Origin of the sequence: Streptomyces sp. NPDC002209 (assembly GCF_042890265.1) — a bacterium.
Taxonomy (GTDB): domain Bacteria; phylum Actinomycetota; class Actinomycetes; order Streptomycetales; family Streptomycetaceae; genus Streptomyces.
The window spans coordinates 117,074-136,268 of sequence record NZ_JBIARX010000013.1 but is presented as its reverse complement, the minus strand read 5'-3'; the positions used below and the strand labels follow the sequence as shown (position 1 = coordinate 136,268).

The 19,195-nt window shown below is 72.7% G+C and carries 17 protein-coding genes; 7 read left to right on the top strand and 10 right to left on the bottom strand.

The genetic code is table 11. The features are described 5' to 3' along the window. Positions 1–87: 87 nt before the first annotated feature. Both purU and ACFYXK_RS24685 read right to left on the bottom strand, forming a co-directional pair. Entirely contained in the window at positions 88–963 is an 876-nt protein-coding gene (gene purU, locus ACFYXK_RS24690; RefSeq protein ID WP_389413041.1) for a formyltetrahydrofolate deformylase, read from the bottom strand. 14 nt (positions 964–977) lie between these two features. Beyond that, positions 978–1,424, bottom strand: a complete 447-nt coding sequence (locus ACFYXK_RS24685) for a hypothetical protein (protein ID WP_389413078.1) — start codon at positions 1,422–1,424, stop codon at positions 978–980. A gap of 196 nt (positions 1,425–1,620) precedes the next feature. Here ACFYXK_RS24685 and ACFYXK_RS24680 point away from each other — a divergent pair, with 196 nt between their 5' ends. Continuing rightward, complete coding sequence (locus tag ACFYXK_RS24680; protein ID WP_389413040.1) at positions 1,621–2,895, top strand: ABC transporter substrate-binding protein; 1,275 nt, start codon at positions 1,621–1,623, stop codon at positions 2,893–2,895. A 22-nt stretch (positions 2,896–2,917) separates the two neighbouring features. Here ACFYXK_RS24680 and ACFYXK_RS24675 read toward each other — a convergent pair whose 3' ends face one another. Both ACFYXK_RS24675 and ACFYXK_RS24670 read right to left on the bottom strand, forming a co-directional pair. Then, on the bottom strand, positions 2,918–4,342 hold the full coding sequence (locus tag ACFYXK_RS24675) for a hypothetical protein (protein ID WP_389413039.1): 1,425 nt from the start codon (positions 4,340–4,342) through the stop codon (positions 2,918–2,920). Positions 4,343–4,429: 87 nt separating this feature from the next. After that, the gene (locus ACFYXK_RS24670; RefSeq protein WP_389413038.1) at positions 4,430–5,809 is read right to left on the bottom strand and encodes a transcriptional regulator; all 1,380 of its coding nucleotides are present in this window, start codon (positions 5,807–5,809) and stop codon (positions 4,430–4,432) included. 220 nt (positions 5,810–6,029) lie between these two features. Here ACFYXK_RS24670 and ACFYXK_RS24665 point away from each other — a divergent pair, with 220 nt between their 5' ends. The 3 genes from ACFYXK_RS24665 (at position 6,030) to ACFYXK_RS24655 (ending at position 9,350) form a co-directional block, all read left to right on the top strand. After that, a complete protein-coding gene (locus tag ACFYXK_RS24665) occupies positions 6,030–6,710 on the top strand; it encodes a bifunctional DNA primase/polymerase (protein ID WP_389413037.1) in 681 nt (226 codons plus the stop codon). A 142-nt stretch (positions 6,711–6,852) separates the two neighbouring features. Beyond that, complete coding sequence (locus ACFYXK_RS24660; protein ID WP_389413036.1) at positions 6,853–7,695, top strand: ABC transporter ATP-binding protein; 843 nt, start codon at positions 6,853–6,855, stop codon at positions 7,693–7,695. After that, positions 7,692–9,350 (top strand): transporter, encoded by a 1,659-nt coding sequence (locus ACFYXK_RS24655; RefSeq protein WP_389413035.1) that lies wholly within the window; start codon positions 7,692–7,694, stop codon positions 9,348–9,350. The genes ACFYXK_RS24660 and ACFYXK_RS24655 overlap by 4 nt, the downstream gene beginning before the upstream one ends. 123 nt (positions 9,351–9,473) lie before the next feature. On the opposite strand, the gene ACFYXK_RS24650 is transcribed toward ACFYXK_RS24655, so the two are convergent. Both ACFYXK_RS24650 and ACFYXK_RS24645 read right to left on the bottom strand, forming a co-directional pair. Beyond that, complete coding sequence (locus ACFYXK_RS24650) at positions 9,474–10,358, bottom strand: alpha/beta fold hydrolase (RefSeq protein ID WP_389413034.1); 885 nt, start codon at positions 10,356–10,358, stop codon at positions 9,474–9,476. 283 nt (positions 10,359–10,641) lie between these two features. Continuing rightward, entirely contained in the window at positions 10,642–11,334 is a 693-nt protein-coding gene (locus ACFYXK_RS24645) for a metal-dependent transcriptional regulator (RefSeq protein ID WP_383516883.1), read from the bottom strand. Positions 11,335–11,523: 189 nt separating this feature from the next. On the opposite strand from ACFYXK_RS24645, the gene ACFYXK_RS24640 reads away from it, so the two are divergent. Beyond that, entirely contained in the window at positions 11,524–12,279 is a 756-nt protein-coding gene (locus tag ACFYXK_RS24640; protein ID WP_389413033.1) for an SIS domain-containing protein, read from the top strand. 17 nt (positions 12,280–12,296) lie between these two features. On the opposite strand, the gene ACFYXK_RS24635 is transcribed toward ACFYXK_RS24640, so the two are convergent. Then, positions 12,297–13,637 (bottom strand): PAS domain-containing protein, encoded by a 1,341-nt coding sequence (locus ACFYXK_RS24635; RefSeq protein ID WP_389413032.1) that lies wholly within the window; start codon positions 13,635–13,637, stop codon positions 12,297–12,299. A gap of 552 nt (positions 13,638–14,189) precedes the next feature. Between ACFYXK_RS24635 and iscB the strand changes: the two genes are divergently transcribed. Then, complete coding sequence (gene iscB, locus ACFYXK_RS24630) at positions 14,190–15,506, top strand: RNA-guided endonuclease IscB (protein WP_389413077.1); 1,317 nt, start codon at positions 14,190–14,192, stop codon at positions 15,504–15,506. A gap of 239 nt (positions 15,507–15,745) precedes the next feature. Here the strand turns inward: iscB and pdxH are convergent, their stop codons facing one another. Continuing rightward, complete coding sequence (gene pdxH, locus ACFYXK_RS24625; RefSeq protein ID WP_389413031.1) at positions 15,746–16,408, bottom strand: pyridoxamine 5'-phosphate oxidase; 663 nt, start codon at positions 16,406–16,408, stop codon at positions 15,746–15,748. A 200-nt stretch (positions 16,409–16,608) separates the two neighbouring features. Here pdxH and ACFYXK_RS24620 point away from each other — a divergent pair, with 200 nt between their 5' ends. After that, entirely contained in the window at positions 16,609–17,715 is a 1,107-nt protein-coding gene (locus ACFYXK_RS24620; protein ID WP_383516890.1) for a citrate synthase 2, read from the top strand. A gap of 75 nt (positions 17,716–17,790) precedes the next feature. Here ACFYXK_RS24620 and ACFYXK_RS24615 read toward each other — a convergent pair whose 3' ends face one another. Further along, the gene (locus tag ACFYXK_RS24615) at positions 17,791–18,408 is read right to left on the bottom strand and encodes a TetR/AcrR family transcriptional regulator (protein ID WP_383516891.1); all 618 of its coding nucleotides are present in this window, start codon (positions 18,406–18,408) and stop codon (positions 17,791–17,793) included. Further along, on the bottom strand, positions 18,396–19,133 hold the full coding sequence (locus ACFYXK_RS24610; protein WP_389413030.1) for an enoyl-CoA hydratase family protein: 738 nt from the start codon (positions 19,131–19,133) through the stop codon (positions 18,396–18,398). Before ACFYXK_RS24610 ends, ACFYXK_RS24615 begins: the two co-directional genes overlap by 13 nt. Positions 19,134–19,195: the final 62 nt, after the last annotated feature.

Here is a 19,195-nt window from a genome sequence, read left to right as displayed (position 1 = left end):
CGGCCCGCGGTGCTGCTCCGCGGGCCGTGTGCCGGGTCCCGGGTCCCGGGTCCCGGGTCCCGGGTCCCGGGTCCCGGGTCATGCGGATTATGCGAAGACGACCGTGCGGGTGCCGTTCAGGAGGACGCGGTGTTCGCTGTGCCACTTCACGGCCCGCGCCAGCGCCTGGCATTCCACGTCGCGCCCGATCGCCACCAGCTGGTCCGGCGTCACCTCGTGGCCGACGCGCTCGACCTCCTGCTCGATGATCGGGCCCTCGTCCAGGTCGGCCGTCACGTAGTGCGCGGTGGCGCCGATCAGCTTCACGCCGCGCGCGTGCGCCTGGTGGTAGGGCTTCGCGCCCTTGAAGCTCGGCAGGAAGGAGTGGTGGATGTTGATGATCCGCCCGCTCAGTTCCTTGCACAGGGTGTCCGACAGCACCTGCATGTACCGCGCCAGCACCACGAGCTCCACGTTCTCGGCCCGCACCAGCTCCAGCAGCTGCGTCTCCGCTGCCGCCTTCGTGTCCTTCGTCACCGGGATGTGGTGGAAGGGGACGCCGTACGAGCGGACCAGATCGGCGAAGTCGGTGTGGTTCGAGACCACCGCCGCGATCTCGACCGGCAGCGCGCCGATGCTCGTACGGAACAGCAGGTCGTTCAGGCAGTGCCCGAACTTCGACACCATCAGCACGATCCGCATGCGGTCGTCGGAGCGGTGGAGCTGCCATTCCATCCGGAACGAGTCCCCGATGGCGGCGAAGCTGGCCCGCAGCTTGTCCAGCGTCACCGGAGCGTCGGCCGAGAAGTGGACCCGCATGAAGAAGAGGCCGGTGTCGTGGTCGCCGAACTGACGGCTGTCCTCGATGTTGCATCCGGTCATGAACAGATAACTGGACACGGCATGCACGATGCCCTGCTTGTCCGGGCAGGACAGGGTCAATACGTACTGCTGGGGGGCCTGGGGCTGCGGGTCGTCGCTCATGACCCCACAGCCTTTCACACCGCGCGGGTCAGGATCCTCAGCAGTTCCAGCGACTGCGGTGCGGCGTCCGGTTCGTCCCCGTCCGCGGTCGCGAGCCGTACGTGCGCCTCGCGTGCGGCGCGCACCGCCTCGGGCCAGGCGTGGTGCTCGAGGTAGGCGGAGACGGGGGCGTCGGGCCCGACCTGGTGCAGGATCCGCAGCACCCGCAGCACCGCGAGGTCCACGAGCGCGGCCTCCTGGGAGTCGCGGAAGATCGTGCCGACGTACTTCTCGGCGGACCAGCTGTCGAGCCAGGTGTCCTCGACGAGCCGGTACACGGCGTCGGTGACGTCCCCGTACCCCTCGACACCGGCGAGCCAGGTCTCCTCGTGGAAGACCGGGTCGGAGAGCATGTGAAGCGCCGAGCGCACGTTGCTGCGCCAGCGCCACCACGGCATGTCGTTCAAGGGCATGCCGCCCATGGTGGAGGAGCGGCCGCCGCGGCGGGAAGAGTTCTTCGAACCTTGGGCGAATGTCACGCTTTCGATCGTACGTTCACGGCCGGCGCGATCTTCAGGCGCCTGTGTGCGATCGCGCCCCTGCAATTCACCTTCGCGTCACTCCTTGTTGTGTCCATCTCACTTTCCAGTTACCCGTGAGGCGGAAGGGTGCATGGACATGACCGATTGGCGACGCACGGCATCCTTCTCCCGCACTCTGCTGGCAACGGCGATGGGCACGTGTCTCGTCGCCGGATGCGGGGTACTCACCACGGGCCCGGGGGGCTCCGGGGACACGATCACGGTCATGACCTTCGCGCCGCAGGGCACCCAGGCGACCAACATGCCCGGAATGCCCGGCATGGCCAAGGCCTATGAGGCCTGGGTCAACTCCAAGGGCGGAATCAACGGTCACAAACTGCGCGTACTGACCTGCAACGAGAAGAACACCGCGAACGGCGCCGCCGACTGCGCCCGCAAGGCCATCAGCGAGAAGGCCGTCGCGGTCGTCGGCTCGTACAGCCAGCACGGACGCGCCTTCATGGCCCCGCTGGAGGCCGAGGGCATCCCCTTCATCGGCGGGTACGGGGTCTCCTCCGAGGAGTTCCAGAGCCCCTTCTCCTACCCCGTCAACGGCGGTCAGCCCGTCCTCCTCGCCGGCGCCGGGCACCAGCTGGGCCGCGCCTGCAGCCAGGTGGCCGTCGTCCGCCCGGACACCCTCGCGGGCGACTCCATGCCGCTCCTGCTCAACGCCGGGCTCAAGGCCAACAAGATGCCCGACGCCAACGACATCCGGGCCGCCGAGGACTCCGCGGACTACACGCCGCAGGCCCGCGAGGCGCTCGCCGGCTCCTCCGGCGGCAAGGACAAGGGCTGCGTCACGGCCGTCCTCGGCGAGCGCACGGAGACGTTCTTCGACGCCTTCCGCCGCGTCGACGACAAGCACAAGAACCCGCAGATCTCCTCCGTGCTGGGCAGCGTCAGCCAGGCCGTGGTCGACCGCACCGGCGGCAAGGAGAGCCCCTTCGAGGGGGCGTACCTCACCAGCTGGTACCCGGTGTCGACCGATCCGCTGTGGGAGCAGATGCGGAACGTGATCTCCGATCACGCGTTCGGCAACGACGCCGTGGACGCGGACGACAGCGGGACGCAGACCACCTGGATCGCGTACACCGTGCTCAGCGAGACCGTGAAGCGGTTCAAGTCCGGCGAGGACATCACGTCTCGCAAGGTGGCGCGCGCGCTGAACCAGTCGGACCCCGTGAAGACCGGCGGGCTGACCCCGGACCTGAGCTGGCGCTACAAGGACATGCGCGCCGTCGCCGGCTTCCCGCGCATGGTGAACGGGCGGGTCAACTTCCAGATCGTCCAGGCGGGCCGGCTCGTCGCCCAGCAGGGCGAGCAGTCGATGGACATGACCCAGACCCTGGAGCAGGCGCCCCGCGCGGCGTAGGCGCTCCACTCCGGGCCCGCATCTAGAGCTGGGACTTGTCCCGCTTGGTGAGGCTGTACTTGGCCGCGATCGTGTTCCACAGGGTCGCGGCCGACTCCTTCGCCCTCGTCGCCTCGCCGCTCGCCTTGTTGCCCTCGGCGGCGTTGCCGGTGTTCTTGGCCTGCCCGTCCTTGCAGCCCTTCTTGTCGCCGGCGGTGTCGTCGGCCCAGGCCGCGTAGCTGTTGTCGGCGGCGCCGGAGGACTGCCAGGCCTTGGTCAGCGAGGCCGCCAGCTTCGCGTTGTCGGGGAGCTGGTCCAGCTTCAGGTCCTGGAGACGGGTGACGAGCTCCTCGCGCTGGCGGGCGGCGTCGCGCAGATCGGTCGCCGCCTGGCCGAGGTTGCGGCAGCCCTTGATGTCGTCGACGGCCCGGATCACCGAGGCACGGCTGTCGTTGCTGTCCGCGAGGAGCTTGTCCAGCTGGACGGCCTGCGCCCGGGCCGGGTCCACGGGCGCCTCGCCGGCGGCCGCGGCCGAGCTGCCGGCGCTGGGGGTCGCCGCTGCCGCGGCCGGGTCGTTGTTCTGCGCCTTGCCGTCGCTGAGCAGCGCGCCGACGCCGAGCCCGACGACGGCCAGGCCGATGACGACGGCGGCGATCACGCCGGCCGGCACGCGCCGGGGCGCCTCCGGCGGGGCCGGGGGCGGCGCGTACTGCGGGTGCTGCTGGAACTGCTGGGGCTGGGACTGCGCCGGGGGCGGTACGGGCCGCTGCCCGCGCGGAGGGTAGCCCCGCGGCGGCGGCTGCCGCAGCACCGGCTCCTGTACGGGCGGCAGGTGCTGGGTGTGCCCGGCTTCGGCGTCGCCCCCGCGGAACAGCGCGTCGAACCCGTCGGTGGCGGGCGCGGCCGGGACCGGCGGGATGTACTGCGTGGCCGCCTCGCCGTGCGCGGGACCGGCCGGAACGGGCGGGATGTACTGCGTGGCGGCCTCACCGTGTGCGGGCGCGGCCGGGACCGGCGGGATGTACTGGGTGGCCCCTTCGTCGGCCGTGGGCGCCGCCGGGACCGGTGGGATGTACTGCGTCGCCGCCTCGCCGTGCGCGGGACCGGCCGGAACGGGCGGGATGTACTGGGTGGCCCCTTCGTCGGCCGTGGGCGCCGCCGGGACCGGCGGGATGTACTGCGTGACCGCCTCGGGCAGCGGCGGGTAGCCGTACCCGTGCGGCTCCCCCGGCCCCTCGTAACCGGGCCCCACCACATGCCCGGGCGCCTGCTGCCCCGGCTCCGGCGCCGGCTGCCCGGGTGCCGGGGGATGGCCGTACGCCGGCTGGCCCGGCTGCGGCGCCGGCGGATAGCCGTACGCGGGCTGCCCCGGCCCCTGCGGCTGCTGCGGGTACGCCGGGTCTGGGCCCCACGGCGCACCGGCCTGCGGGGCCGCCTGCGGGCCGCCGCCCTGTCCGCTCTCCGTCACCGGGACTCCTTCGCCGCCTACTCCGAACTACGGAACCGGCGGCTCACGCTACCCGGTCACCCCCGTCCCCGGCAGGCCCACCACCCCCTAGGCCACCACCTCCAGGCGGGCCGTGAACTCGCGGGCCGCCGGCTCGTCGCGGTACGGGGCGAGGCGGGTGCGGAAGTCGTCCAGGTACTCCGCGCCCCGGTTCGAGCGGAGCCCCGACAGCAGGTCCGCCGCCCTCGCGGCCGTCTGGCAGGCCTGCTCCACCTCACGCTGCTGCACCTGCGCCGACGCCAGCAGCAGCAGTCCGATCGCCCGGCGCCGCGCCTTGCCCGCCGGGAGGCCCCGCAGCGCGTCCTGCGCCTGCCGGGCCGCCGCCTCCGCCTGGCCCAGGTCCCGGTGGCAGTGCGCCAGCTCGTCCGCGAGGTACGCCGCGTCGAAGTGCCGGATCCAGACCGGGTCGTCGCCCGACTCCGGCTCCGCCCGCTCCAGCGCGCTCACGGCCCGCGAGGACAGCACCGCCGTCGCCCGGGTGTCGCCCAGCAGCGCGTGCCCGCGCGCCTCGGCGGCGTAGAACATCGCCTCCACCCGCGGCGTGACCTGCCCGCGGGTCCCCTCCTGCGCGGCCCGCGCGAGCTGCGCGATCTCCCGCGGATTGCCCAGTTCCGCCGCGAGGTGGCTCATCGACGCCGCGAGCACGTAGCCCCCGTACGCCCGGTCCCCCGCCGCCTGGGCCAGGCGCAGCGCCTGGATGTAGTACCGCTGGGCCAGGCCCGGCTGGCCCGTGTCCACCGCCATGTAGCCGGCGAGCTCCGTCAGCCGGGCCACCGCCGCGAACAGCGCCCGCCCGACGGGTTCCCGGTAGGAGCCGCCGATCAGCCCGGAGACCACCGAGTTGAGGTAGTGCACGACCACCGGCCGGACGTGGCCGCTGCCGAAGCGGTGGTCGAGGTCCTTGAGGGCCTCGGTGGTCGCCCGTACCGCCTCCACGTCCGGCATCCCGACGCGCGAGCCGCCGCTGCGCGCCACCTGCGCGTCGGCGCCGGTGATCAGCCAGTCGCGGCTCGGTTCGACGAGCGCCGACGCGGCCACGCTCGACCCGGACAGGAAGTCGCGGCGGCCGACGTCGCTCCGCCACAGCTCGCTGACCTGCTCGATGGCGCCGATGACGGTCGGGGAGAACTGCAGGCCGATGCCGGAGGCGAGGTTCTTGCCGTTGGCCATGCCGATCTCGTCGATGGTGACGGTCCGGCCGAGTTTGCGCCCCAGCGCCTCGGCGATGATGCCGGGCGCCCGGCCGCGCGGCTGCTGGCCGCGCAGCCACCGGGCCACGGAGGTCTTGTCGTAGCGGAGATCGAGGCCGTGTTCGGCCCCGCACATGTTGACGCGCCGGGCGAGCCCGGCGTTCGAGCACCCGGCTTCCTGGATGAGCGCCTGTAGCCGTTCATTCGGCTGGCGCGCGACGAGAGGCCTGGCTGCCATGAAAACCCCCAGTAGCCGCGGGTGATCGTTGGAATGATCACTTCCCGCCTGATGTGCGGAGAATCATCCGCTCTGCGTCGTGTCGCTACCCAACTCCGGCGCCCCGACCTCCTACGCGCCCCCACCCGTGCTCCAGTGCGCCCCGTATGCAGGATCGATGCTCCGCCCACCGGCCGGTTTACGCCCGTAACCCCGGGTGACCCCGGGAGTTGTGATGGGCGTGGAAGAGACCATCGGAGTCACGCAGACCGCACCCATCCCCAAGCAGCGCGGCGAGCAGCTGCTGGACCATGCCGTGCGGTACGCGGAAGAGCGGCACTGGGATGTCTTCGCCGGCACCTGGCTGGAGTCCGCGGACGGGCGGGAGCTGTGCTCCTGCGGGGCGCAGGACTGCCCGGCGCCGGGCGCGCACGCCACGGTGAAGGACTGGGCGGCGCTGGCCACGGGCAGCGCGGTCCGGGTGCGGCAGATCTGGGCGAAGCGCCCCGAGGCCTCGATCCTGCTGCCCACCGGCCGGACGTTCGACGCGCTGGACGTACCGGACTCGGCCGGGTTCCTGGCGCTCGCCCGGCTGGAGCGGATGGAGCGCACCCTGGGGCCGGTCGCCCTCACGCCCGACCACCGGATGCTGTTCTTCGTCCTGCCGGGCGCCGGGGCGAAGGTGCCGGACCTGGTGCGCAAGCTCGGCTGGTCGCCGGCCTCGATCGACCTCGTCGCGCGGGGCGAGGGCGAGTACGTGGCCGCCCCGCCCACCCGCTTCGGCGGCCGGGGCGCGGTCCAGTGGGCGCGCCGGCCCACCCCGGCGAACCGGTGGCTGCCGGACACGGAGGAGCTGATCGCCGCGCTGGCCTACGCGTGCGGGCGCGAGGCGGCAGCGGACCGGGACCGCCGCACGCCCTGACCCGCGATCCTCCGGAACGTCGCAGGTCAGAACAGGGACATTCCTGTACGGAAACTCATGACATAAGTAACTGCCCCGCCTCACCCCGCCCTCCTATCGTGAAGAACGCAGGACCACGGGGAACACAGCGAGAGGCAGGCGCATGCCGGACCAGGCAGATGCGACGGGTGGGACGTACGGACCGGACGGCGCGCGAACCGCGCCGTCCGCCGGACGGGCGGCGGTACGGGTAGAGGGCCTGTGGAAGCGCTTCGGCGACCAGGTCGCGGTCGCGGGGATCGACCTCGAGCTGCCCGCGGGGCAGTTCATCGGCCTGGTCGGCCCGAACGGCGCGGGCAAGACGACGACGCTGTCGATGGTGACCGGGCTGCTGCGCCCCGACATGGGGCGGGTCCTCGTCGCCGGGCACGACGTGTGGAGCGACCCGGTCGAGGTCAAGTCGCGGATCGGCGTGCTGCCGGAGGGGCTGCGCCTCTTCGAGCGGCTGTCGGGGCGCGAACTGCTCGGCTACATGGGCCGGCTGCGCGGGCTGCCGGGCGCGGAGACCGACAAGCGGGCCACCCAGCTGCTGGACGTCCTGGACCTCGCGGGCTCGCAGCACAAGCTGATCGTCGACTACTCGACGGGCATGCGGAAGAAGATCGGCCTGGCCGCCGCCCTGCTGCACAACCCCGAAGTGCTGTTCCTGGACGAGCCGTTCGAGGGCGTGGACCCGGTGTCGGCGCAGACCATCCGCGGGGTGCTGGAACGGTACACCTCGTCCGGCGCCACGGTCGTCTTCTCCTCCCACGTGATGGAGCTGGTCGAGTCGCTGTGCGACTGGGTCGCCGTCATGGCCGCCGGCCGGATCCGCGCCGCGGGCCCGCTGGCCGACGTGCGGGGCGACGCTCCCTCGCTGCAGGCCGCGTTCCTGGAGCTCGTCGGCGCGGGCGGCCGCGCCGCGGGCGACTCGCTGGACTGGCTCGGCGGGCAGGCCGCCCGATGAGCGCCGCATCCGCATCCGCTCCGGCGGCCGCCACGGCCGCGGCGCCGGCCGTGGCCGGCGCGGGCGACCTGACCGCGGTCTTCGTCCGCCTCAAGCTGTCGCTGATCCGCAACGGGCTCAAGGGCTCGTCGAAGCGCAAGGCCGCCTACTTCAGCTCGCTGGCGTTCGCGCTGGTCGTGGCCTGCTTCGCGATGCTCGGCCTGGCCGTGCTGCACGGGAACGCGCACGCGGGCACGATCGTCGTCCTGCTCGCCGCGATCCTGGCGCTGGGCTGGACGTTCATGCCGCTGTTCTTCCCCAGCGGGGACGAGACGCTCGACCCGAGCCGGCTGGTCATGCTGCCGCTGCGCCCGCGTCCGCTCGTACGGGCCCTGCTGGCCTCCTCGCTGGTCGGGATAGGCCCACTGTTCACGGTCTGCCTGGCGGTGGGCTCCGTGGTGGCCGTCGCGCGGGGCGCGGCGGGCATCGTGGCCGCCGTACCGGCCGTACCGCTCCTGGTGCTGGGCTGCGTCACGCTGGCCCGCGCGGTGGCCACGGCCAACGTCCGGCTGCTGACCAGCCGCAAGGGGCGTGACCTGGCGCTGCTCAGCGGCCTGCTGATCGCGGTGGGCGCACAGCTGGCGAACTTCGCGAGCCAGCGCCTGTTCCAGACGGGCGGCCTGTCCCAGCTGGAGCCGGTCGAGGCCGTGGTGCGGTGGCTGCCGCCCGCGACGGCCGTCGGCATGGTGGACTCGGCGAGCAAGGGCTCGTACGGCGTGGCGGCGGCGCAGCTGGCCGTGACCGTCCTGGCGCTGGTCCTGCTCCTGCGGTTCTGGGAGCGGAGCCTGACGACCCTGATGGTCACCCCGGACGGCTCGACGATCGCGGCGGCGAAGCCTTCCCAGAAGCGGGAGTCCGCGGGCGGCGCCGGGGTCTGGTCGTTCCTGCCGGGCGGGCGGACGGGCGCGGTCATGCAGCGCACGCTGCGGTACGTGGTCCGCGACCCGAAGACGAAGTCGGCGTGGGTGACGGCGCTGGCGGTCGGCCTGATCGTCCCGGTCTTCAACGCCCTCCAGGGCACGGGCTCGCTGTACCTGGCCTGCTTCGGCACGGGCATGCTCGGCGTCCAGATGTACAACCAGTTCGGGCAGGACACCTCGGCTTTCTGGATGGTCGCGCAGACCATTTCGACCCCGCGGGACGCGTTCGCCGAGCTGCGCGACCGCGCGTACGCCCTGGCCCTGATCACCGTCCCCTACACGGTCGTGGTCACGGCGGTCACCGCGGCGCTGGTCCACAACTGGGGCGGGTTCCCGGCGGCGCTCGGGGTGGGCCTGGCCCTGCTGGGCTCGATGCTGTGCACGGGGGCGCTGGCTTCGGCCCACTTCCCGTACTCGATCCCGACGGACGGCGCCTTCAAGAACGTCGCCCCGGGGCAGGCCGGGCTCGCCTGGGCGGGCATCTTCGGCGGCATGCTCACGTCGGCGGTGATCTGCTCGCCGGTGATCGTCCTGGCGGTCTACCTCAACGTGGCGGACCACCCGTCGATCACCTGGATCCTGCTGCCGCTGGGGGCGGCCTGGGGAACGCTGGCCACGTGGGCGGGCCTGCGCCTGGCGGCGCCGACGGTAGCCCGCAAGCTGCCGGAGATCCTGCTGGCGGTCAGCAAGGGCTGAGCCGCGGGCCCGCGTCCGTACGGGGGTCGGACGCGGGCGAGGGGGTGACGGGCGACTGCCCGCCGCCCCCTCCGTGCGTGGCGTACGAGGCGTACGCGGCACGGTCAGGCGTACGGGGCGCCGTCAGGGCGCGGCGGCCCTGACCTGGTCCAGGAAGGGTTCCAGGGCGGCGCGCCAGGCCGTCGGCTGGTCGTAGTGGAGGTAGTGGCCCGCGTCGGGGATCTCGGCGTACTGGCCTGCGGGGAGGACGCGGACCATCTCCTGGGCCTCCGCGCGGCCGAGTTCGCCGTCCAGGCCCCGGACGACGAGGGTCGGGCAGCGGACCTGGGCCAGTTCCTCCCAGTGCGCGTCGTGGACCCAGGTCTCGCGGGCCCTCAGCATCTGGCGGCGGGAGAACAGGGGGCGCCAGCCGTCCGGGGCCTGGTGCATCACCTCGGCGAAGAAGGCGCCGCGGCCGGGGTCGGGGCGTTCCACCCGGGGGTCGTCCTCGCCGAACCAGCGGCGGGCGGCGTCCTGGGTGGGGAAGGGGAGGGGCCAGCGGTGGAACCATTCCTCCCATTCCTGCTGGGAGGCCTCGCCGAGGGCGGAGGCGCGCATGTCGCAGATGACCAGGGCCTCGACCAGGTCGGGGCGGCGGGCGGCCAGCTGCCAGCCGGTGAGGGCGCCCATGGAGTGGCCGATCAGGGTCACCGGACCCAGGCCGAGCTGCTCGATGACGGCTTCGGCGTCGGCCACGAACGCCTCGCGTCCGAGACGGTTCGAGGTGCCCGGGCCGGCGGCGGGGCGGTCGCTCTGGCCGTGGCCGCGCTGGTCGAGCGCCACGACGCGGCGGTTGTGGGCGAGCCAGCGGGCGGTGCCCGCCCAGTGGAAGGCGCGGCCCATCAGACCGTGGAGTAACAGCACCCGGGGCACGTCGGGATCCGGGGGCGCAGTGGCGGCGGATTCCCGGAACTCCCAGGCGGCCAGGCGCACACCGTCGGCCCCTGTCACATCGATGCGCTGTACCACGGCAGATGCACCCCCTTCGCTCGCGGCCAGACTATCGAACCCGCATTCGAAAACGGGGTTCTCGCCTCCAACACCGCTCTTTCGAGTGACCTTGCTCAAGGATTGGCCGCCACTGCCGATGGAGATCCTTTCAACAGGGAGGCGGGCCGCTCGGGGAAGACGGTCCGAGGGGATGACCTTGAGAGCTCGGGGCTCCAGGTCAACAAAGGGGAGGACCGGTCCCGGCGCCGCAAGGCGCCGGGACCGCCCACTTCCACCACCCCCGAACGCAGCGTGCGTCCGGTCAGCGCTTGGCCACGAACACGTGCGAGGCGATCTCCGCGTCCAGTTCCGCGGCCTCGCCGCCGCTGCCGACCAGCACACCGCCCGGCGACTCGGTCACGCTGACCACCGAACCGGGCTGCACGCCCGCCCGCCGCAGCGTGTACATCAGCTGGGCGTCCGTCTGGATCGGCTCCCCGATCCGGCGCACGACCACGGTCTTGCCGTCCGTACCCGGGTCCAGCTCCGACAGGCTGACCATGCCGTCCTCCAGGAACGGGTCCGCCTCGGCCTTCTCGCCCAGCTCCTCCAGCCCCGGGATCGGGTTCCCGTACGGCGACTCGGTCGGGTGGCGCAGCAGCTCCAGCACCCGCCGCTCCACCGCTTCGCTCATCACGTGCTCCCAGCGGCAGGCCTCGGCGTGCACCTGCTCCCACTCCAGGCCGATGACGTCGACGAGCAGGCATTCCGCGAGCCGGTGCTTGCGCATCACGCGCGTCGCCAGCCGCCGGCCCTCCTCCGTCAGCTCCAGGTGACGGTCGCTCGCCACGGCCACCAGGCCGTCCCGCTCCATGCGCGCCACCGTCTGGCTCACCGTCGGTCCGCTCTGGTCGAGCCGCTCGGCGATACGGGCGCGCATGGGGACCACGCCTTCCTCTTCCAGCTCGAGGATGGTGCGGAGATACATCTCCGTGGTATCGATCAGTCCGGACATTCGTGCCCCTCGGATATCGTGCGCTGGCCCTGCCCCCAATTCTGACGCATCAGGCGGACAACCGTCCCGTGCGAACGTCAAGCCCTGCCCGGGACATCCCTTGACGTTCGTATTGACACGCCCTTGGTCCAGACCGCACGGTGAGCGGCGGACACGGACGAACCCCACCTCTGGAAGGGCCATCGGCGTATGAGCGAGAGCAAGCTGGCCGGTCAGTTCCTCGACGCCGCGATCGGGCTCCTGCAGCGGGTGCGCGACGAGGAGGCCGCGCACATCGCCGAGGCCGGCGCCGCCATCGCCGACGCCGTCGCCGCCGGGAACCGGCTCTTCGCCTTCGGCGCCGGCCACTCCTCCCTCCCCGCCCAGGACGTGGTCTACCGGGCCGGCGGACTCGCGCTGGTGAACTTCCTCGCCGTCCCCGGCACCGTCGGCGTCGACGTCATGCCGGCCACGCTCGGCAGCGCGCTGGAGCGGGTCGACGGCCTCGCCGGGGCCGTCCTCGACAGCAGCCCGGCCACCGACGGCGACATCCTCGTGATCATCTCCCTCTCCGGGCGCAACGCCCTGCCCGTCGAGATGGCCATGAACGCCCGAGCCCTCGGCCTGAAGGTCATCGGCGTGACGTCCGTGGCCTATGCGACGGAGACCAAGTCGCGGCACGTCTCGGGCACCTTCCTCAAGGACCACTGCGACATCGTCCTCGACAGCAAGATCGCGGTCGGCGACGCCGAGCTGAGCCTCGACGGCATCGACGCGCCCTTCGCGCCCGCCTCCACCGTCGTGACCAGCGCGATCATGCAGGCCGTGATGGCGGCGGCCGCCGGCGAGCTGGCCGCCCGCGGCATGGAGCCCCCGCTGCTGCGCTCGGGCAACGTCGACGGCGGCCACGAATGGAACGGCCGCGTCCTGAAGGAGTACGGCGACCGGATCTTCTTCCGCCACTGACCCGCGGCGGACACCTCCTAGGCCCGCGGTAATCCGCCGTCGCCGGGGGTGCCGGGGCAGGCGGCCAGGTCGAGATCGGCCGCGACCCGGGCCGCGACCTCCTCCGCGTACGCCGCGTCCGCCTGCTCGAACGCGGCCCGCGAAGCGCCCCGTACGAAGGTCAGCGCCCCCAGGGTCCGCCCGCGGCTGCGCAGCACCGTGCACAGCACGTGCGCCGCGTCCTGCGGCCACTGCCGGTCCCGCGCCCAGCCCGCGGCCGCCTCCCCGCGCGGGGCGCTGGTACGCACCGAGCCGATCCGGTCCAGCGCCTGCAGCGCCGGATGCCCGGGCTCGTACCGCGCCTGGCTCGCCCCCGCCCCGGGCAGCAGCGGAGGCGAGGCGGCCACCCGTACGAGGCGCTGCCGGTCCGGGTCGGCCGACTGCTCCAGTACGTCGAGCAGCGCGTGCTCCGCGAAGCCGGCGAGGGCGAAGTCCAGTCGTACGGCGGCCGCCTCGGCCGGGTCCTCGCACTCGGCGGCCGCCCGGCCCGAACGGTGCAGCTGGCCGGCGCGGAACCGCAGCTGCGCCGTGTCCAGCGAGGCCTGCCGGGCCTCGGTGATGTCCTGGAACAGCCAGCCGACCCCGAGGGGCACCGGCTCCTCCGCCAGCGGGGAGCCCAGCCGCAGGAACCCGGACCGCCAGCACCGCCGCCGCACCCCCTCCGGCGTACGGACGGACACCCACAGCTCCACGGGCGCCGGCGGGGACCCGTCGGCGGCGAGCACGTGCTGGAGCGCACCCTCCAGTTCCTCGACGCCCTGGACCAGCAGCTCCCCCAGCGGCCGGCCGAGCAGAGCGGTCCGCCCCGACCCGAAGGCGCGGGCCGCGTGCGCGTTGACCACGGCGGGCCGCAGATCCACATCGACGAGGACGACGCCCCACGAGGCGTCGGACATCAGCGCCTCGCTGAGCGCGATGGACCGCTCGAGGTCGATCTGCGCGTGCACCTCGCTGAAGGCGCAGTACACCCCGGCGGGCTTCCCGTCCGCCCCGGGCACCCCGGCGGACTGGGTCCGCACGAGCACCCGCCCGCCCTCCTTGGTCAGCAGCGCGAACTCGTGCACCTGCCGCCCGGGCACGTCCTGGGCGGACATGAGCCGCTCCTCGACGTCCTGTGCATCGGCGGCACGCACGGCCCACCCGGCGAACCCCTTGCGCCCGACCGCCTCGGCGGCGGTCCAGCCGAGGATCCGCTCGGCTTCGCGGTTCCAGTGCGTGATCACGCCGTCGGCGTCGAACGCGCACAAGGCCGCGTCCATCCCGTCCAGCAGCGCTGCGAGCAGATCGTCGGTGGTCTCACTCCGTCCGGAAGCACTCACCTGGCACCCCCTGCAGGTGTTCGCATGTGCGGCACGTCAGATCATTCAACTGGAACGTGACGCAGCCCACACCGCATTCCCGAAAACAGCCGTCCCTAGCTTTTATCGTGCACCCGCGACACCCGTTCGGGGGAAGCCGGTTCCGACGCCACAACTCCCGGGTCCACCACCGCATAGCGTCACAACCGCACGAGAAGGGAGGCCGCTCGCTCCGTCCGGCACTGAGCGGCCAGCTCCAGTCATCACGATCACCAATCAGATGGGTGCGCATCGATGGCTACGTTTCCTGCAGGCGAGAAGACCCACCGGGCTGTGCTTCCTCAGCAGCCCGCTCTGGAATTCGTGAGAGCAGACACCCCTGGGAGCAGGGACGAAACGGCTCACGGACTCCCCGCCGCACGGCGGGGCGCCGACGGGGAACATGAGCGAGGGGAGACCGGCGGGCGCCGCACCGAGCCCCGCAGGCGACACGCCGTCCCCGATTCCAACGGAACGGGAGCGGCAGAGAACGGGAACGGTGACGTTCCCCTCGGTGCGAGCCGGGTATTCGTACTGGCCAAGGGCGGGGAACCGCTGATGCCCTGCCATCCGGCCCGAGCCCGGGAGCTGCTCGGCAGCGGGCGGGCCGTGGTCGCCCGCCGCGCGCCTTTCGTCATCCGGCTCACGCGTCGGACCTTCGACGAATCCGACGTGGACGGCGTGGAGGTCCGCATCGACCCCGGGTCCAGGAGGACCGGCGTCGCCCTGACCGAGGACCGGATCCAGGCAGGCGCCCAGGGCGGCGCGAGCGTCGGCGTCCGCCGGGGGCTGCTGGCAGTCGAGCTCCGCCATCGCGGCGGGCAGATCCGTGCCGGGATGCTGCGACGCGCGGGATACCGCCGTCGCCGCCGCTCGGCCAACCTCCGCTACCGCGCCCCGCGGAATCGGAACCGCACCAGGCCTGAGGGCTGGCTCCCGCCCTCCCTGCGGCACCGCGTGGACTCCACGCTGTCCCTCGTGCGCCGCCTGTGCCGGTACGCACCCGTCAGCGCACTTCACGTGGAGCGGGTGGCCTTCGACACCTGCGCCATCGCAGGTGTCGACTACCGGCGGGGTACTCGCGCGGGAGCCGAGATCCGCGCGTACCTGCTCGACAAGTGGAATCGGGCGTGCGCGTACTGCGGCGCCTCCGGCGTGCCACTGAACGTCGAGCACATCCGCCCGCGGAGCCGCGGCGGCTCCGGACGGACCTCGAACCTGACCCTCGCCTGCGTCCCCTGCAACCGCGCCAAGGGGACCCTGCCGGTCGAGGAGTTTCTCGCCGGCCGGCCCGTCCGGCTCCGCCGACTCATGTCGCATGCACAGGCAGACCTTCACGACGCGGCCGCGATGAACGCCACCCGCCATCGGCTGGCCGAGGCGCTGGAGACCTTGGGACGGCCCGTGTACGCCTGGTCCGGAGCCCGCACACGATGGAATCGCGAGGCAATGGGGTTGCCCAAGAGCCACACGCTCGATGCGCTTCTGACCGGAGATCTGGATCATGAGAACGGAGCCGCCGTCGTTCGCATCCCGGAGCAGGTGCTGGCGATGACGTCCACCGGCCGCGGCTCCTACGCTCGGACCACCCCCGACCGCCACGGCTTTCCGCGGCTGCTCCGCAGCCGGGTGAAGCGGCACCACGGCTTCGCCACCGGCGATCTTGTCCAGGCCGACGTCCCGAGGGGCAAATGGCGGGGCCGCTGGGTCGGGAAGATCGCTGTGCGCGCCAGTGGCCGGCATCGGCTGACCACTGCGGCCTGCAGGTTCGATGTCGGCCACGGGAACCTGCGGCTGTTGCAGCGCGCTGACGGCTACGCCTACGAAATCTCGGCGGAAATATTCGCTTGAGGCCCGGCCCACGCCGTCCTAGGCTGACGCCACGCTCAGAAAGGAGGTGTTCCGAAGTGATTTCTGCTCGGACTAGCGAGGTGACTGCGGGCTGACGCCCGTCGTCCACGCACCCAGTGCGGTGCCGACGTAAGCGTCGGCCAATCCCAAGCAGTCACCCGACCCGCGGGCTCGCCGGTACGTCCGGCCGGCTTCTCTCACTGCAGGAGAGAAACCCGAGCCCGCGGGTCGTCTGCGTGCTACGGGCAGAGGCGCTCCAGGCGCCATTTCCCGTCCTCGAGGACGTAGCGCAGCCGGTCGTGGAGCCGGTTCTCGTGGCCCTGCCAGAACTCCATCGCGTCGGGGACGACCCTGATGCCTCCCCATTCGGGCGGGACGGGGACCTGCTCGCCCTCGGGGTAGCGCTCCGCGAGTTCCGCGTAGCGGCGGTCGAGCTCGGAGCGGGATCCGATCACCCGGGACTGCTCGCTGGCCCAGGCGCCCAGCTGGGAGCCGTGCGGGCGGGAGCGGAAGTACGCCGCCGTCTCGTCGCGGCCGATCCGGGAGGCCCTGCCGGTGACGATGACCTGGCGGGCGATGGGGTGCCAGGGGAAGAGCAGTGCGACGTGCGGGTTCGCGTCGATCTCGCGGCCCTTGCGCGAGCCGTAGTTGGTGTAGAAGGCGAAGCCGCGCTCGTCGAACTGCTTCAGCAGCACCGTGCGGGAGCTGGGGCGGCCGTCGGGGGTCGCCGTCGAGACGACCATCGCGTTCGGTTCGAAGAGGTGCGAGTCGGCGGCCTGCTGGAACCACTCGGCGAACTGCCGCATGGGGTCCTCGGCGAGGCTCTCCTCGTGGACGATCTCCGAGCGGTACTGCTTGCGCATCGTGGCGGGGTCAATGTCCTGGTCGGTCACGCCAGCCATCCTGCCGCAGGAGTGCTTGCAGCAGTGTGCCGTATGTCACGCTTCCGCCTGGCATCCGCAGCCGCCAAAATCTTGGGGCCGGTCCGGAGGTCCCCACACGGGTGACCGACGGCCGTGCCGGGCATCAACGGGGATGACCGCGCCGGACCGCGAGTCACGCCGGGAGCCGCGCGTGTTCGCACTATCTGAGGAGCCGCCTGATGTCCGACTTCGTACCCGGGCTCGAAGGGGTCGTCGCGTTCGAGACCGAGATCGCCGAACCGGATAAGGAGGGTGGGTCGCTCCGCTACCGCGGTGTCGACATCGAGGATCTCGTCGGGCACGTCTCGTTCGGCAACGTCTGGGGCCTGCTGGTCGACGGGGCGTTCAACCCCGGCCTGCCCGCCGCCGAGCCCTTCCCGATCCCGGTGCACTCCGGTGACATCCGTGTCGACGTGCAGTCCGCCCTCGCCATGCTCGCCCCCGTGTGGGGTCTGAAACCGCTGCTCGACATCGACGAGCAGACCGCCCGCGACGACCTCGCGCGCGCCGCCGTGATGGCGCTGTCGTACGTCGCCCAGTCCGCGCGCGGGCAGGGCCGGCCGATGGTGCCGCAGAGCGAGATCGACAAGGCCGAGTCCGTGGTCGAGCGGTTCATGATCCGCTGGCGCGGCGAGCCGGACCCCAAGCACGTCAAGGCCGTCGACGCGTACTGGACCTCGGCCGCCGAGCACGGGATGAACGCCTCGACGTTCACCGCGCGGGTGATCGCTTCGACGGGTGCGGACGTCGCCGCCGCGCTCTCGGGTGCCGTCGGCGCCATGTCCGGTCCGCTGCACGGCGGTGCGCCGTCCCGCGTCCTCGGCATGATCGAGGAGATCGAGCGCAGCGGTGACGCCGTGGCGTACGTGAAGAAGGCCCTGGACAAGGGCGAGCGGCTGATGGGCTTCGGGCACCGCGTGTACCGGGCCGAGGACCCGCGCGCCCGTGTGCTGCGGCGCACCGCCAAGGAGCTGGACGCGCCGCGCTACGAGGTGGCCGCGGCGCTGGAGAAGGCCGCGCTGGAGGAGCTGCACGCGCGCCGCCCCGACCGGGTGCTCGCGACGAACGTGGAGTTCTGGGCCGCGATCATGCTGGACTTCGCGGAGGTCCCGGCGCACATGTTCACCTCGATGTTCACCTGTGCCCGGACCGCCGGCTGGTCGGCGCACATCCTGGAGCAGAAGCGCACGGGCCGCCTGGTGCGCCCGTCGGCCCGCTACATCGGCCCGGGTCAGCGCAACCCGCGCGAGATCGAGGGGTACGCCGACATCGCCGAGACGGCCTGAGGGGCTGCTTCCCGCACCGGTCGCCGGTCAGGGCGCCGCCTCCCGTGCGTACGGGGGCGGCGCCCTCGGCGTTCCTCAGCCGAGGGTGTCGTCCAGGATCCGGGACCACTGGGCGACCACGCGGGCGCGGCGGGCCGTGTCGTCGGTGAGGAGGTTGGCCAGGCCGAGGCCGCGGGCCATGTCGAGGAGCCCCTGTACGGTCTCGCGCACGCCGGGGACGGACTCGTCCGCGCCGAGGAGCTCCACGGCGATGCGGTGGGTCTCGCGGCCCACGCGGGCCTCCAGTTCGGTGACCTGCGGGCGCAGCTGCTCCTCGTTGGAGGCGGCCACCCACAGCTGGAGGGCGGCCCGGAAGAGGGCTCCGGTGTAGAGGTCGACGAGGGCTTCGACCACGGCGGGGCGGGCGGCGGGTCCGGCGTGGAAGAGGTCGCGCAGGGCGGCGGAGCGTTCTTCGGCGACGTAGGCGACGGCGGCGGTGAACAGGTCCTCGCGCGTCGGGAAGTGGTACTGGGCGGCGCCTCTGGAGACGCCGGCGCGTTCGGCGACGACGGCGACGGTGGAGCCGGCCCAGCCCTGTTCGGCGAGGCAGGAGACGGCCGCTTCCAGGAGGTGGCGCCGGGTGACGCGGCTGCGGGCCTGCTTGGGGCCGGGCTGGGTGTCCTGCGCGGGGCCGGCGTCGGTCACAGGGCCCATGACGGGTCCCGGCGTTCGAAGCGGGCGCCGATGCCCTCGCGGGCCTCGGCGGAGCCGAAGTGGTGTGCGGACAGCTCGGTGAGCGCGGCGCCCTCGCGGGCGAGGACGTCCCGCACCGGGGCGGTGAGCAGTTCCTTGGTGGCGGCGAGGGCCTGGGGGCCGGCCTTGCGCAGGCCGGTGAGGACGGGGTCGAGGACCTGGTCCACGTCCTCGCCGTGGAGGGTGAGCAGGCCGATCCGGACGGCTTCGGCGGCGTCGAAGGCCTCGGCGGTCAGGAAGTACCGGGCGGCGGCGCGCGGGTCCAGGCGCGGGAGCAGCGGTGCGGAGATCACGGCCGGGACCACGCCCAGGTGGGTCTCGGTGAAGGCGTACGTGGAGGCGGGGCCGGCGGCGGCGATGTCGCAGATGCCGAGGAGGCCGAGGCCGCCCGCGCGGACGTGTCCGGTGACGCGGGCGACGACCGGCTTGGGGAGTTCGGCGATCTCGCGGAGCAGGGCGAGGAAGTCGGCCGGGTCGCAGGGGGACTTCAGGTCGGCGCCGGCGCAGAACGTGGTGCCGGTGTGGGTGAGGACGACGGCCCGTGCCTCCGGGTCCGCCGCCGCGTCGGCGAGGGCCGTGCGCAGCTCGCCGACGAGGTCCGCGGAGAGTGCGTTGCGGTTGGCCGGGGAGTCGAGCGTGAGGGTGGTGACGCCGCGCTCTCGCGCGGCGCCGACTGGGCGGGTCATGCCATGTCCTCCGGAGGTTGTGCGGATCGTGGGGCCGGGCGGCGGCGGCCCGCCGGCGCCCG

Coding starts and splice junctions, on each gene's coding strand:
- pdxH (WP_389413031.1), bottom strand. CDS start 16,408: ATGGCTGGCGTGACCGACCAGGACATTGACCCCGCCACGATGCGCAAG.
- ACFYXK_RS24655 (WP_389413035.1), top strand. CDS start 7,692: ATGAGCGCCGCATCCGCATCCGCTCCGGCGGCCGCCACGGCCGCGGCG.
- ACFYXK_RS24645 (WP_383516883.1), bottom strand. CDS start 11,334: ATGTCCGGACTGATCGATACCACGGAGATGTATCTCCGCACCATCCTC.
- ACFYXK_RS24680 (WP_389413040.1), top strand. CDS start 1,621: ATGACCGATTGGCGACGCACGGCATCCTTCTCCCGCACTCTGCTGGCA.
- ACFYXK_RS24670 (WP_389413038.1), bottom strand. CDS start 5,809: ATGGCAGCCAGGCCTCTCGTCGCGCGCCAGCCGAATGAACGGCTACAG.
- ACFYXK_RS24660 (WP_389413036.1), top strand. CDS start 6,853: ATGCCGGACCAGGCAGATGCGACGGGTGGGACGTACGGACCGGACGGC.
- ACFYXK_RS24685 (WP_389413078.1), bottom strand. CDS start 1,424: ATGGGCGGCATGCCCTTGAACGACATGCCGTGGTGGCGCTGGCGCAGC.
- ACFYXK_RS24620 (WP_383516890.1), top strand. CDS start 16,609: ATGTCCGACTTCGTACCCGGGCTCGAAGGGGTCGTCGCGTTCGAGACC.
- ACFYXK_RS24610 (WP_389413030.1), bottom strand. CDS start 19,133: ATGACCCGCCCAGTCGGCGCCGCGCGAGAGCGCGGCGTCACCACCCTC.
- purU (WP_389413041.1), bottom strand. CDS start 963: ATGAGCGACGACCCGCAGCCCCAGGCCCCCCAGCAGTACGTATTGACC.
- ACFYXK_RS24615 (WP_383516891.1), bottom strand. CDS start 18,408: ATGGGCCCTGTGACCGACGCCGGCCCCGCGCAGGACACCCAGCCCGGC.
- ACFYXK_RS24640 (WP_389413033.1), top strand. CDS start 11,524: ATGAGCGAGAGCAAGCTGGCCGGTCAGTTCCTCGACGCCGCGATCGGG.